We start from the raw sequence: 13,284 nt of genomic DNA, 5'->3' as shown, positions 1-13,284 counted from the left end.
CGAAGCTGCGCGCTAAGGTAAGGCCCACTTCTGTTGCATATAAAGAGGACCCGCAAATGAATCGACGCTCGTGGCTGCGCACCATCGGACTGACCGCGGCCGTGGCCGGCATCGGCGGCTGGCTGCCTGGCGCATCGGCGCAACCCGCGCCGCCGGGCTATCGCCCTCCGCCCCGGCCCGGCCCCGATCACGGGCCCGGCGACCGGCCTTACGCCGATCGCCCGCGCTTCGCGCCGCCGACGCCGCGACACGATCGCCGGCCGCCGCCGCCTCAGCCGCATGGCTACGTCTGGACCGACGGGTATTGGCGCTGGCAGCGCGGCCAATACATCTGGGTGTCGGGCCGCTGGGTCGCGCGCCGCCCGGGACATCGCTGGGTGCCTGGCTATTGGAGACGCCAGGGGCCGGGGTGGGTCTACGTCGAAGGCGGCTGGCGATAGGCGTCGGCGCGGTCGGCGGACGCAACGCCGAAAGCGATACCGCGCGGTGCTGCTCCCTGCTCCCTGCTCCCTGCTCCCTGCTCCCTGCTCCCTGCTCCCTGCTCCCTGCTCCCTGCTCCCTGCTCCCTGCTCGCGGCACCTGGCACCTGGCGTCCGCCCACCGCCCACCGCCAACGCAAACCTCCCGCTCAAACCGACGCCGCGCACCTCGCCTCCATAGCCGGCGTCGCCGTTGCGCCGTTCGAGTTCCGCGTCGAAATGCGCGGCATGCACAAGCGCCTCGGACTCCGTCATCGGTTCCCCTTCCCCCTTCGCGACCACCTCACTCGCGATCCAGCTTCCGACCGCGGTGGTGGCCGAGCGCCCTATGTCGAGAAACGTATCGACCCGGAGAATCAATACCCGATCGCGGCTCCGGCCGGACGGCGGGGATCGTTGACGCCATAGAGATAGCCGACGCGCACGTTGCCCGACACCGACGCATCGTTGCCCGAGCTCTGGCGGCTCGCCACCTCGGTGCCCGGCAGGCCCAGCAGGATCAGCTCGGCGGCGCCCCACGGCGTCTGCTCGACCATCTTGTAGCCCATCTTGCGCAGGATCGACAGCGTGTCGGGCGACAGGCCGCGGGTTTCGTAATAGACCTCGTCGGGCAGCCACTGATGGTGAATGCGCGGCGCGCCGACCGCATCCTGCGGCGTCATCCCGTAGTCGATCACGTTGAGCACGGTCTGCAGCGTGATCGTGATGATCCGGGAGCCGCCCGGCGAGCCGACCACCATGAACACCTTGCCGTCCTTCTTCACGATCGTCGGCGCCATCGACGACAGCGGACGCTTGCCCGGCGCGATCGAGTTGCGCGTGCCCTGCACGAGCCCGAACAGGTTCTGCGCGCCGACCTTGACGGTGAAGTCGTCCATCTCGTCGTTCAGGAAGAAGCCGGTGCCCGGCGCGATCACGACCGCGCCGAAGCGGCCGTTGACGGTGTACGTCGTCGACACCGCGTTGCCGTCGCGATCGACGATCGAATAGTGGGTCGTCTCCGGCTTCTCGTGCACGCCGATACCGGGCTGCACGTCCACCGACGCCGTCGCCGCGTCGTCGCTGATCTGCTTGCGGATCTCGGCCGCGTACTGCTTGCTGGTCAGCTTCGCGACCGGATTGTCGATGAAGTTCGGGTCGCCCAGCAGCGTGTTGCGATCCTCGTATGCATGGCGCATCGCCTCGGTCATGTAATGGACGACGGCCGCCGACTGGTAGCCCATCTTGCGCAGGTCGTAGCCTTCGAGCACGTTCAGCGTCTCGCACATCGTCACGCCGCCCGAACTCGGCGGCGGCGCCGACACGAACTCGTAGCCGCGATACGTGCAGGTCAGCGGCGCGATGTCCTGCGCGCGATACGACGCGAAGTCGGCCGCCGTGATCACGCCGCCGCCGCGCTTCGACGCGGCTTCGACGAGCTTCGGAATCTCGCCGTGATAGAACGCGTCGGGGCCCTGCTCCGCGATGCGCTCGAGCGTGCGCGCGAGGTCCTTCTGCACCAGGCGGTCGCCCGGTTGCAGCGGCGTGCCGTCCGCGCGCAGGAAGATGCGCGCGGCCTCCGGGTCCGTCCTGAAGCGCTCGATCGTCGTGTCGAGGATGTCGGTATCGCCGCGCGTCAGCACGAAGCCGTCGCGCGCGAGCCGGATCGCCGGCTCCATCACCTGCCTGCGCGTGAGCTTGCCGTACTTGCGCTGCGCGAGGTCGAGGCCGGCGACCGTGCCCGGCACGCCGACCGCCCGATAGCCGTACAGGCTCTGGTTCGGAATCACGTTGCCGTTCGCGTCGAGGTACATGTTCGCCGACGCCGCAGCCGGCGCCGTCTCGCGGAAATTGATGAAGCGGTCGCGGCCGTCGGCCAGATGCACGGTCATGAAACCGCCGCCGCCGATGTTGCCGCAGCACGGATTGGTCACCGCCTGCGCGTAGCCGACCGCCACGGCCGCGTCCACCGCGTTGCCGCCGGCCTTCAGGATGTCGACGCCGATCTGCGACGCGAAATGCTGCGACGACACGACCATGCCGTGGGTGGCTTCCACCGCGGGCTCCGAAGCCGCGAACGCGCATGCGCCGACGGCCGACAACAAGGTGAGTACGACGAGCCGTCTCATGACGGAATCCTCCAGACGATTGACCGGCGATGCCGGGATGCGCGATGCGCGATGCGCCGGGCGGCCGGCCGATCCGGCTCCGGTCGAATGTAATGAACGATACATTTCAGCAAGGCTGCGATCATAGCATCGGCATTTTTCCGTCAAAAACTAGGGGATTTACCGTGCTTTCTGCGCGAAACCCGCGCGCGAGATCGGAGAATGTTTGATTCGTTACACGATCGGCGGAGCGGCGCGTCGCCTGGATGCTTGCGACGGAACGGTCTGGCCGCCCGCCTCGCGCGGCGTCCATCGGCTACCATGCACGCTCGCCGGCAGACGCAGTTCTGCCGTTCGTCGTTCAGCCACGAGCCAGCCGGGGGGCCCATGGGGACAAGCATCAGGGCGTTGCTGCTATCGCAGATGGACAGCTTCACGCCGTCGGAACAGAAGGTGGCGCATGCGCTGCTGGATCGCTACCCGAGCCTCGGGCTCGGGCCGATCGCGAGCTTCGCGAAGCAAGCCGAAGTGAGCGACCCGACCGTGTTTCGCTTCGTCGTCAGGATCGGCTTTCCGAATTACTCGTCGTTTCAGCAAGCGCTGCACGACGAGATCGACGCGGCGATGAACTCGCCGCTCGCGCGCATGGACGCGTTTCATTCGAAAACCGGCATGCGCGACAGTCATGCGGCCATCTTCGAGCGGCTGTCGCAATCGCTCGCGACGACGATCGACGGGCTCGACGCGGCCGCGTTCGACGCCGCGGTGGCGCTGCTCGCGGCGCCGGAGGTGCGCGTGTTCTGCGGCGGCGGGCGTTATACGGCGCCGCTCGCCTCGCTGTTCTCGTTCACGCTCGCGTATGCGCGGCCGCACGTGCACTACGTCGAGCCGAACGTGAACGTCGCGTCGGTGTCGCTGGCCGACATGGAGCCCGGCGACGTGCTCGTGATCTTCGACTTTCGCCGCTATCAGAAGGACAGCGTCCGGTTCGCGCAGGCTGCGCACGCGCTCGGCGTGCGCGTGCTGCTAATCACCGACGAATGGCGCTCGCCGATCAGCGCGTTCGCCGAAATCGTGCTGCGGATTCTCGGGCGGCCGTTCGCGATGTTGCAGACCAACGTGCCCGCGCTCGCGCTCGCCGAGGCGCTCGTGATCGGCGTCACGAACCGGCTGCCGGAACTCGCGCGGCAGCGCATGGAGAAGATCGAGCGGCTCGGTACGGGCGGCGGCGCGCAGGATGCCGACCGGTGGGACCTGCCGGAGTGAGCGGCGCGGCGCATCAGCGGCGATGAAGCGTCAGCTCTCGACGTCCTCGAGGCTGAACACCTCCGTCTTGTCGTTGTACGAAAACACTTCCCCGTAACGCCCCCAGTCGATCACCGCGTCGAGCGTTTCCTCGGCCGTGTCGTCCGGCAGAAAATCCTCCAGCTCCTGCTCGAAGCGCACGCGCGGCGCGCGATGGCCCGGCCGTTCGTTCAGCACCTTCTTGATCCGCGCGGCGAGCGGCACGTGCTTGAGCAGATGATCGGCGAACATCAGTTTGCGTTCCTGCGTGCCGAACTCGGCGAACACGCGGCCCGGCGGCGTCAGGAACACGTCGCCTTCGCGCACGTCGGCAAAGCCCAGGTACTGCAGCACTTCGGCGATCGGGAACAGATCGTCGACCTCCAGATGCAGCGTGCGCGCGATCTCCGGCATGTCGGCGCGGCCGTGGTACGGCGCCATCGCCAGCGTTTCGATCAGACCGGCCATCAGGTTGGTCGACACCTGCGGCAGCCAGCTGCCGAGCTCGAGCCCCTTCTTGGTCGCCTCGCCGGTCTGGCGCGCGGTCATCTTCGCGTAGATGTCGTCGACCAGCTTGCGGAACGCCGGGTCCAGCCGGTTGCGCGGATGCTTGAACGGCACCTTGATTTCGGCGATCACGCGTCCCGGATTCGACGACAGCACCAGAATCCGGTCGCACATGAACACCGCTTCCTCGATGTTGTGCGTGACGATCAGCACCGACTTGATCGGCATGCGGCCTTGCGTCCACAGGTCCAGCAGGTCGGTACGCAGCGTCTCGGCCGTCAGCACGTCGAGCGCGGAGAACGGCTCGTCCATCAGCAGGATGGTCGGATCGACGACGAGCGCGCGCGCGAAGCCGACGCGCTGACGCATGCCGCCCGACAGCTCGCGCGGGTACGCGTTTTCGAAGCCGTCCAGGCCGATCAGGTCGATCGCGGCCAGCGCGCGCTCGCGGCGCTCGCGCGCGCCCACGCCGAGCGCCTCGAGGCCGGCTTCGACGTTCTGCAGCACGGTCAGCCACGGGAACAGCGCGAAGGTCTGGAACACCATCGCGACGCCCTCGGCCGGGCCGGTCAGCGGCTTGCCGAGATAGGTCACTTCGCCGCCGGTCGGTTCGATCAGCCCGGCGATGATCCGCAGCAACGTGGACTTGCCCGAGCCCGAACGGCCGAGCAGCCCGACGATTTCGCCTTCGCGCAGCGACAGGTTCGCGTCGTCGAGCACGAGCAATTCGCCCTGCGTCTTGTTGAAGCCGCGGCTCACGTGGTCGACGCGCAGGATTTCGGCGCCGAGCCGCGGCGGCTGAAGCGGCTGGGACGTCTGGACGGGGGCGTTGATTACGGTGGGGTTTTGCATCGCGCTTACTCTCAATCGAGACGGAGCCGGGATTCCGCATAGGCGTACATCGGACGCCACAGCAGACGGTTGAACAGCGTAACGAACAGCGACATCACGGCGATCCCCAGGATGATCTTCGGGAAATCGCCGGCCGCGGTGGTCTGCGCGATATAGGAGCCGAGGCCGTGCGCGACGACCTTCGTGTCGCCCCACTGCACGAATTCGGACACGATGCTCGCGTTCCACGCGCCGCCCGAGGCCGTGATCGCGCCCGTCACGTAGTACGGAAAGATGCCCGGCAGCATCGCCTGACGCCACCACTGCCAGCCGCGGATGCGGAAGTTCTTCGTCGCTTCCTTGTAGTCGTTCGGATAGGACATCGCGCCCGCGATCACGTTGAACAGGATGTACCACTGCGTGCCAAGCACGATCAGCGGCGACAGCCAGATGTCCGCGTTCAGGTGGAAGTGGACGATCACGATCACGAACACCGGGAACAGCAGGTTGGCCGGGAACGCGGCGAGGAACTGCGCGAGCGGCTGGATCTTCTCGGCGAGCTTCGGACGCAGCCCGATCAGCACGCCGAGCGGCACCCACACCACCGATGCGATCGCGATCAACACCAGCACGCGCAGCAGCGTGATGAGCCCGAGCACGAGCACGTGGCCAACCTCGGCCAGCGTGACGCCGGTCGCCACAAAGCCGACGACGCGCCACGCGACATACAGCGTCAGCGCGATCACGACGGCGGCCCACACGAGGTCGCCGACGCGCGACGACCGGCGCGACGACTTGCCGCGCGACCGCGCGAGCGTCACCGACGGCGCGCGCAGCGGAACGCGCGCCGCCTGCGACAGCAGCCAGCCGGCCGGCACCAGCAGCTGATGGATCAGGTGCGTGCGGCGCATCATGTCGAGCAGCCAGGATTGCGGCGCGTCGCCCGACGCGGTGTTCTCCATCCGGAACTTGTCGGCCCACGCAACGAGCGGCCGGAACAGCAACTGGTCGTATGCGAGGATCACGACCGACATCGCGACGATCACCCAGCCGACCGCGGCGAGATTCTTGTCGGCGATCGCCTGCGCGAGATACGCGCCGATGCCCGGCAGCGTGATCGTGCGGTTGCCGACGGTGATCGCCTCCGACGCGACGACGAAGAACCAGCCGCCCGACATCGACATCATCATGTTCCAGATCAGGCCCGGCATCGAGAACGGCGCTTCGAGCTTCCAGAAGCGCTGCCACGGCGTGAGGTGGAAGCCGCGCGACACCTCGCTCAGATCGCGCGGCACCGTGCGCAGCGACTGGTAGAAGCTGAACGTCATGTTCCACGCCTGGCTCGTGAAGATCGCGAAGATCGCGGCGAGCTCCGCGCCGAGCACGCGGCCCGGAAACAGCGCGAGAAAGAACGTGACCGTAAACGAGATATAGCCGAGCACCGGCACCGACTGCAGGATGTCGAGGATCGGAATCAGCACCATGCCCGCACGGCGGCTCTTCGCGGCGAGCGTGCCGTAGCCGAGCGTGAACACGAGCGACGCGACCATCGCGGCGAGCATCCGCAGCGTGGTGCGCAACGCGTATTCGGGCAGGTTCGACGGATCGAGCGAGATCTTCTGCGTCTGCAGCGTCGCGATCGGCGCCATCGTTTCGTGGAAGCCGACGATCGCCATCGCGAGGATGCCGATGATCAGCGGAAACGCGACCGCGTCCCAGCGGTTGGGCAGCACGCGCCACGCGGACGCATTGGCGGTGCGATTCGGATCGAAGAAGCGGATATCCATCGGTAGCGTGTGGGTGAAATTGAAAATCGATGGGAGCGGCCGCGCGCGCAGCCGATGGCCGCGTCAGCGTGCGTGGCCCCAGGCAGGCCGTCGGCAGACGCCAACGGCGGACGCGCGGCAGCGAGCCGCGGCGCGGGGTTCCGTTGCCGCGAGGTTCGGCATCATGGGCTCCGGAGTGACGATTCGGTGTCGCAGGCTATCGGGCCGGCATGACGCAAATGTGACGTGTCACTTACAGGACATTGACATGCAACACATTGCCGGTCGCGGAACCGGTCGCAAACGTTGGCGCAGCGCGACAGCTTTCGCTTCGCATTGAACGTCGCAGACAGAAGCCACGTGGCGCTCGCCAGTGCGCGCACGATCCGCCCGTCGAAGTGGCCGGCCGGCATGCATTCGGCGTATCGCGATCGCAGGTCCGCTTCGATGCCGATGACGGCAGCAGGAAGCACTTCGATGCGAAGCCGCCTCGCGCCATCGGCGAAACGCGCATCCGCCACTCGAATGCGCTCGCCCCCTTCGTACGCCGCGGCATCGGGCAACGCACCGCGCAGCGCAGGCGCCGCCGGCCATCGCCTACACTGCTTCCATCCGGCCGGCGCCCGCCGGCCGTCACCGACCGCGAGGCGAACGATGACGGTGAGTCAACCCGCACACCCGAAACTGCCCGGCCAGGTCGTGCTCGTGCTGCAAGGCGGCGGCGCACTGGGTGCGTACCAGCTCGGCGTGTTCGAAGCGATGAACGCGTCGGGCATCCAGCCCGACTGGGTCATCGGCACGTCGATCGGCGCGATCAACGCGGCGCTGATCGCCGGCAACGCGCCGGCGCAGCGCGCGCAGCGGATCGCACAGTTCTGGCGTCACGTGACCGAACGCCCCGCGGTGAACGTGCCGGGCCTGCCGACGACCTGGAACAAGATCGGCGCCGAGTTCGCGGTGATCGGCGCGGGGCTGCCCGGATTTTTTCGGCCGAACCCTGCCGCGTGGCTCGGGCCGCTCGCGCACGTCGGCGTCGAGCACGCGTCGTACTACGTGGCCGAGCCGCTGCGCGACACGCTCGCTTCGCTGATCGACGTCGAGCTGCTGAATGCGGGCCGGCCGCGCGTCACCGTCGGCGCGGTCAACGCGTGCACCGGCGCGATGCGCTATTTCGATTCCCGCGAGCGCCGGCTCGGCCTCGACCACGTGATGAGCTCCGGCGCGCTGCCGCCCGCGTTCCCGGCCGTGCGCGTCGACGGCGCGCCGTACTGGGACGGCGGCATCTATTCGAATACGCCGGTCGAGGTCGTGCTGGACGATGCGCCGCGCCGCAGCTCGATCATCTTCTCGGTGCAGATGTGGAATCCGGTCGGCCCCGAGCCGCAGAGCATCTGGCAGGTGTCGGAGCGGCAGAAGGACATCCAGTATGCGAGCCGCACCGACGGCAACATCGCGCGGCAGCAGCAGATTCACCGGCTGCGTCACGTGATCAACGAACTGGTGATGCGCGTGCCGGAGCCGGAGCGCGCGTCGGCGGACGTGCAGGCGCTCGCCGCATGGGGCTGTCAGACCACGATGCGCGTCATCAAGCTCGCGGCGCCGCGACTCGACGGCGACGATCAGTGGAAGGACATCGATTTCACGCCGGACGGGATTGCCGCGCGCCGCCAGGCCGGTTTCGACGCGACGATGCAGGCGATCGCCGCGCGGCCGTGGGAACGGCCGATGGATCCGACCGAGGGCTTGAGCGTGTGGAGCCCGGAAGAAAACCGGATCGGCGAACGGCACAACTGACGCGCGCCGCGCGGCGGCGTCGCGTGGTGCCGCCCGCGGCGCGCGCTCGCGCGGCCGCTCAGAGCGCGCGCACGATGCCGCCGTCGACGCGCAGGTTCTGCCCGGTGATGTAGCCGGCGCCTTCGGACAACAGGAACGTCACCGTCTGCGCGATCTCGTCGGTCCTGCCGAACCGGCCGACCGGGATGCGCGCGACGATCTCGGGCGTCTCCGGCCAGCTGTCGATGAAGCCGGGCAGCACCGAATTGACGCGAATGTTGTCCTTCGCGTAACGCTCCGCGTACAGCCGCGTGAACGCACTGAGCGCCGCCCGCAGCGCCGACGACACGGGCATCGGCTGCTCGGGCGCATCGGCCGCGAAGCTCGAGATGTTGACCACGGCGCCGCCGCCCTGCTGCAGGAACACCGGCGTGACGCGACGCAGCACGCGTACGACGTTGAGCACGATCAGGTCGAGCCCTTCGTGCCATTTGGCGTCGTCGATCGCGAGCAGATCGCCCTTCGGCGGATGCCCGGTGTTGTTGACGACCGCGTCGATGCGGCCGTATTTCGCGAGCGTGCCGCTCACGAAGCGCTCGATGTCCGCGTCGTCGGTGACGGAGCCCGCGATGCCGAAACCGCCGAGTTCCGTCGCAAGCTCGACCGCGCTGCCGGACGGCGACATCAGCGCGACGCGATAGCCGTGGTTCGCGAGGTCGCGCGCGATCGCCGCACCCATGCCCTTGCCCGCCGCCGTGATCAACGCCACTTTTTCTACAGTCATGCCGTTCTCCAGAATGGTCGGCGCAACGCTACCGACGTGTGCAAAAGCGCCACTCTAGGCCTCTATAATCGGCCTGTCGAACGATCATTTCTGCATTTACCCTGTAGGTTTTCTACTGCATGAAGGCGCTGTCCAATGCCCGTCGGTTTCCGCCGCTGAATGCGCTGCGCGCGTTCGAGGCCGCCGCGCGCCACCTGAATTTTCGCCTCGCCGCCGATGAACTCGGCGTCACCCAGGGCGCCGTCGCGCAGCAGGTCCGGCATCTGGAGGACGCGGTGCAAGTACAGTTGTTCCGGCGCTTGCCGCGAGGGCTCGCGCTGACGCGCGACGGGCTCGAGTATTTCTCGTCGGTCCAGCGCGCGCTGCAGCTGATCGCCGACGCGACGCAAGCGCTCGGCCAGCGGCCGGCGGCGCTCACGGTCAGCACGACGCCGTCATTCGCGTCGAAATGGCTGATTCCGCGGCTGGCCGACTTCGGCCGGCAGCATCCCGACATCGAAGTGCGCGTCGTCGCGGACGAGCGGCTCGCATCGTTCCGGGCCGATGGCGTCGATATTGCGATTAGGCTCGGCAAGCCGCCGTTTCCCGCCGGGCTGACCGCGCAGTTGCTGTCGCCGCTCGACGTGTTCGCCGTCGCCAGCCCGACCTTGCTCGACGGCGCGCCGCCGATCCGCTCGATCGACGATCTGTCGACGCACGTGCTGTTGCACGACGCGCACGATCTGTGGCCCGAATTCGTCGACAAGCTCGGCGGACGAGGCCGCGTGGACGCGACCAAGGGCCCGCGCTTCAGTCAGTCGCTGCTCGCGATCGACGCCGCGATCGCCGGCCAGGGCATCGCACTGACGAGCGAGCCGCTCGTCGAGCGCGATATCGCCGAAGGCCGGCTGCGGCGCGTATTCGATTTTTCGTTTCCGATGTCGCTCGGCTTCTACGTCGTCTTTCCAAATGCGAATGTGCAGTCCGATACGCTCGAAGCGATGCGCCGATGGCTGTTTGCGCAGTATGCGGCTGCGTGAGCGATGCGGGACGCGCCGTCGATGATAGGAAACAATTAAGTCTGTCGGGCCAACCAACTGTAACCCATTGATTTTATTGCCCCCTCGAAAAGCGACAAACACGAGCAAAGTCTGTCGGGAACCCTAAACCGAGCGCCGTAGCTCCATCTTGCGACGTTAAAGTCTGTCGGGCCTTACTGGACAAGGGTTTCCCGCCAATCTCATTCCATCCGGCCACAGTCGAAACAACAGCAAAGCATGACGGTCCCATCGTTACCGGCTCTGGACTAAGAGTTCGCTAACACAAATCATCCACGAAGCGGGAGCAAATGATGGCGGCGGCAAATTTGAGCAGCGCAGTATGAATATCGAGCCGCAGTTCGAAGCGGACTCGCAGCTTGCCGAATCCGGCAAACCACGCGTGAGTCCGCTCGACCACCCAGCGGTAACGCCCAAGGCGGTCTTTGCTCTCGATGCCTTTGCGGGCGATTCGAGCCGTGATGCCGCGTCGGCGCAAATCACTGCGGCATCGACGGCCGTCGTAACCCTTGTCGGCATGCAGTTTGTCCGGGCGCTTGCGTGGTCGCCCTCCGAGGCCCGGCACGGGCGGAATTGCATCCAACGTCGACTCGAAGGCCATCGAATCATGGCGATTCGCTCCCGTCACGGTAATCGCCAACGGGATACCTTGCGTATCGACGATGATGTGTCGCTTGCTGCCTAGCTTGCCCCGGTCGGTCGGGTTCGGGCCGGTTTCCTGGCCCCCCGGGGCTGGGCACGCTTGCAACGTCGATGCTCGCGCGCCCCCAATCGATTTGGTCATGCTCGCGCAGGCGGCGCAGCATGGCCAAATGCAACTTGTCCCACACGCCTGCCGCCTGCCAATCGCGCAACCGTTGCCAACATGTCATGCCGCTGCCGTAGCCAAGCTCCTGAGGCAAATCCTCCCAAGGAACACCCTTCTGCAGGACATACAAAATGCCATTCAACGCTGCTCGGTCGTCAACGGACCGACGCCGACCGCTCTTGGCCGAATGTTCAAACTCCGGAATCAAAGGTTCAAGAGCCGCCCACAACTCGTTGCTGATTTCTCTTCTTGCCATGCGCGGCACGATACAAGTCGCCGCGCGCCCTATCCAGTTGCGTTAGCGGCTCTTAGTGATTGGTACAAGACTATCCGTTTTTTAAGAGAGTCGTTGTGTCCTCAGATACGCGGGGCTGCTCCACGGCCTATAATCGCTGGGAGATGACTCACGACCGGTTGCCGTCGCACAAGTCGGTAAGCGTACAACTGTCCATCATGAGTTTACGGAGTCGCGAGGCTTTACTTTTAAAGAAATTGTTATGTCGGATGCATCTAACGGAAAAGAATCGGAATGTGTCGTTGAAGAGGAGACTGCGGGTCATCGCGGGGACTGCCCTCTTTGCGACAAAGTAGATATGGCACTCAAAGAGTCGCACATAATTCCTCGTTTTGTTTATGAGTGGGTCAAGAATTCATCGGCGACGCCTTATCTTCGAAGTAGCGACAATATCAACGAGAGACAACAAGATGGTCAAAAGCAATATCTATTGTGCAATTGTTGTGAGACAAGGCTCTCTCGCCTAGAAGGCGAGTTGTCGATGCATTTGTTCAAAAAATTAGCAAATTATCAAAATCAAAAAACAGGAACTCGAATTAGCGAAAATATCCGGGTTGCCGTACTCTCGATATTCTGGAGAGCGTTATATACAACGAGGAACCGAAACGCGGAATGGACAGACGAGGATAAGCGGGCTATCGACCAATTTTTGTCTGCAGCCAAGAAAGATTTGATTTCCGAGAGATGTGGTTTTCAGATTTACTTGACACCTATGTTTGGAAAACCGCCATATTACGGATTTCCATTGAATTATACGTACATTTTGGAGAGAGCTAGCGGAAACCAAGATATTCGGTTCTTTGATGAGCCTCACCGATTTTTTGCCGTTTTTCAGTTGCCGTTTATGTATTTTCATATTTTTGGCGGCAACTGGCCAGAAGAGGAGAGGAGCGCACCCTTACTTTTGGTCAATGGAGACATTGATTTTCGCAACTCCGTTTCAATTCCGGATGTTCTGAGGGCTTACATTGATACGACTCACGAAAGGTTTGAGGCGACGAAGGCATCAATGACGGAGGAAAATAGAGCTCGCATTGCACAGGATGTCGCCAAAAATAATAACGTGACCGGCGCTGAAAAGTCAGCCGAGCGGTCTGGATGGCGATTTAATAAAACTGCGACTTGAGGCAATGTCGCCACCCAAACGATGAATTGAAGTCCCCGACGGGAAAATGCCCAACCAACAAATATTTGAGTGTCCAAGTGTCATCGTATGTCGTCGACCAAAACCGGATGCGTAAGCCGGAACTGCAAGCCGTTATCACCGATAATCCAAGCGCTCGCTTCGTTATCCCCGACGTTGCTTTCGTTGAGATGAGTAAAAACGAGACTCACTGGAAAGACACCATGCGGAATTCTCTCGTTCCACTGAGGCCTGCGGTAGAAAGGACAGTACTGTCTTTGTCCATCGGTGAGGCGATGGCTGTCGAGTTGGCAACGCGCCGCGCAATTGGCAAGGAGGAGCTCCTTCCAGAAAATTTTGCAAATTTCGTGCGAGATTTGGTGCTTGAGCTTGATGAGTCGCGCAAGGGGTCGTCTCTCTCCCTAATAGAAACTCGCTTCAAGGGAGCGCGTGGTGCGCTCGGAAGCCAAGAACTGTTGATGTCCACGCAGAACTGACCCACCTGAGGCT

11 protein-coding genes and 1 pseudogene are annotated in these 13,284 nt (G+C 64.5%); 6 read left to right on the top strand and 6 right to left on the bottom strand.

Annotation, left to right across the window (positions count from 1 at the left end; all coding sequences use genetic code 11):
• Positions 1 to 56 precede the first annotated feature (56 nt).
• Entirely contained in the window at positions 57 to 440 is a 384-nt protein-coding gene (locus AK36_RS03250) for a YXWGXW repeat-containing protein (RefSeq protein WP_034195254.1), read from the top strand.
• A gap of 213 nt (positions 441 to 653) precedes the next feature.
• Here the strand turns inward: AK36_RS03250 and AK36_RS34165 are convergent.
• Positions 654 to 842 (bottom strand): annotated as a pseudogene (locus AK36_RS34165) (dicarboxylate/amino acid:cation symporter); the annotation flags it as partial.
• Positions 836 to 2,587 carry a gamma-glutamyltransferase gene (gene ggt, locus AK36_RS03245; RefSeq protein ID WP_045577845.1) on the bottom strand — a complete coding sequence of 584 codons (1,752 nt, stop codon included), beginning with the start codon at positions 2,585 to 2,587 and terminating at the stop codon, positions 836 to 838. The pseudogene AK36_RS34165 and the gene ggt, both read right to left, overlap by 7 nt.
• 366 nt (positions 2,588 to 2,953) lie before the next feature.
• Here ggt and AK36_RS03240 point away from each other — a divergent pair, with 366 nt between their 5' ends.
• Positions 2,954 to 3,832 (top strand): MurR/RpiR family transcriptional regulator, encoded by an 879-nt coding sequence (locus AK36_RS03240; RefSeq protein ID WP_011882548.1) that lies wholly within the window; start codon positions 2,954 to 2,956, stop codon positions 3,830 to 3,832.
• A 30-nt stretch (positions 3,833 to 3,862) separates the two neighbouring features.
• On the opposite strand, the gene AK36_RS03235 is transcribed toward AK36_RS03240, so the two are convergent.
• Both AK36_RS03235 and AK36_RS03230 read right to left on the bottom strand, forming a co-directional pair.
• Positions 3,863 to 5,209, bottom strand: coding sequence for an ABC transporter ATP-binding protein (locus AK36_RS03235; protein ID WP_045577844.1), 1,347 nt, complete (start codon positions 5,207 to 5,209; stop codon positions 3,863 to 3,865).
• An 11-nt stretch (positions 5,210 to 5,220) separates the two neighbouring features.
• The gene (locus AK36_RS03230) at positions 5,221 to 6,975 is read right to left on the bottom strand and encodes an ABC transporter permease (RefSeq protein WP_011882550.1); all 1,755 of its coding nucleotides are present in this window, start codon (positions 6,973 to 6,975) and stop codon (positions 5,221 to 5,223) included.
• Between the two features lie 633 nt (positions 6,976 to 7,608).
• Between AK36_RS03230 and AK36_RS03225 the strand changes: the two genes are divergently transcribed.
• Positions 7,609 to 8,748: a patatin-like phospholipase family protein gene (locus tag AK36_RS03225; RefSeq protein ID WP_011882551.1), complete on the top strand. Its 1,140-nt coding sequence runs from the start codon at positions 7,609 to 7,611 to the stop codon at positions 8,746 to 8,748.
• A 58-nt stretch (positions 8,749 to 8,806) separates the two neighbouring features.
• On the opposite strand, the gene AK36_RS03220 is transcribed toward AK36_RS03225, so the two are convergent.
• Positions 8,807 to 9,511, bottom strand: coding sequence for an SDR family oxidoreductase (locus AK36_RS03220; RefSeq protein ID WP_014725324.1), 705 nt, complete (start codon positions 9,509 to 9,511; stop codon positions 8,807 to 8,809).
• A 119-nt stretch (positions 9,512 to 9,630) separates the two neighbouring features.
• Here AK36_RS03220 and gcvA point away from each other — a divergent pair, with 119 nt between their 5' ends.
• Positions 9,631 to 10,530, top strand: coding sequence for a transcriptional regulator GcvA (gene gcvA / locus AK36_RS03215; protein WP_045577843.1), 900 nt, complete (start codon positions 9,631 to 9,633; stop codon positions 10,528 to 10,530).
• Positions 10,531 to 10,807: 277 nt separating this feature from the next.
• Here gcvA and AK36_RS30600 read toward each other — a convergent pair.
• Positions 10,808 to 11,612, bottom strand: a protein-coding gene (locus AK36_RS30600) for an IS5 family transposase (RefSeq protein WP_106919404.1) whose coding sequence is annotated in 2 segments (ribosomal slippage) — positions 10,808 to 11,279 and positions 11,278 to 11,612 — 807 coding nt in all. Because the reading frame shifts where the segments join, the coding sequence is not laid out codon by codon here.
• Between the two features lie 241 nt (positions 11,613 to 11,853).
• On the opposite strand from AK36_RS30600, the gene AK36_RS32545 reads away from it, so the two are divergent.
• Both AK36_RS32545 and AK36_RS03205 read left to right on the top strand, forming a co-directional pair.
• Complete coding sequence (locus tag AK36_RS32545) at positions 11,854 to 12,777, top strand: hypothetical protein (RefSeq protein ID WP_144410617.1); 924 nt, start codon at positions 11,854 to 11,856, stop codon at positions 12,775 to 12,777.
• 107 nt (positions 12,778 to 12,884) lie between these two features.
• On the top strand, positions 12,885 to 13,271 hold the full coding sequence (locus AK36_RS03205) for a hypothetical protein (RefSeq protein WP_045577842.1): 387 nt from the start codon (positions 12,885 to 12,887) through the stop codon (positions 13,269 to 13,271).
• The last annotated feature ends 13 nt before the right edge of the window (positions 13,272 to 13,284 follow it).

It is taken from the genome of Burkholderia vietnamiensis LMG 10929 (assembly GCF_000959445.1).
GTDB lineage: Bacteria > Pseudomonadota > Gammaproteobacteria > Burkholderiales > Burkholderiaceae > Burkholderia > Burkholderia vietnamiensis.
Note: the sequence above shows the minus strand (reverse complement) of the source record. Positions and strands in the feature narration are given on the sequence as shown.